1 protein-coding gene is annotated in these 214 nt (G+C 62.6%); it reads left to right on the plus strand.

Going from position 1 to position 214, the window contains the following annotated elements; translation table 11 throughout:
* Window positions 1–182 (plus strand): AAA family ATPase (locus ACM0OX_RS35910; RefSeq protein WP_414520003.1); only part of this gene is annotated, 182 nt, incomplete at its 5' end.
* Window positions 183–214: the final 32 nt, after the last annotated feature.

A 214-nucleotide genomic window follows, 5' to 3' on the forward strand; every position in this document is an offset into this window, starting at 1 on the left:
TCTGGCCCGAGATATTCGGCCAAGACGCGGAACGTCGTCAGGATCTGGATGAGGCGCGCCGCACCCATGACGTCATGCGCGCAGTCTATCCCCGTTTTGGCTATGAGTTGATCGAGTTGCCCCAGGTCTCGGTTGAGGCCCGGGTCGCCTTCATCCTGGAGCAGGTCAGGCCAGAGGTCTGACCATATAGCGGGCGTCGTCGCCGTAGCTGGCC

This window comes from Nostoc sp. PCC 9305 (assembly GCF_963920915.1).
GTDB lineage: Bacteria > Cyanobacteriota > Cyanobacteriia > Cyanobacteriales > Nostocaceae > Nostoc.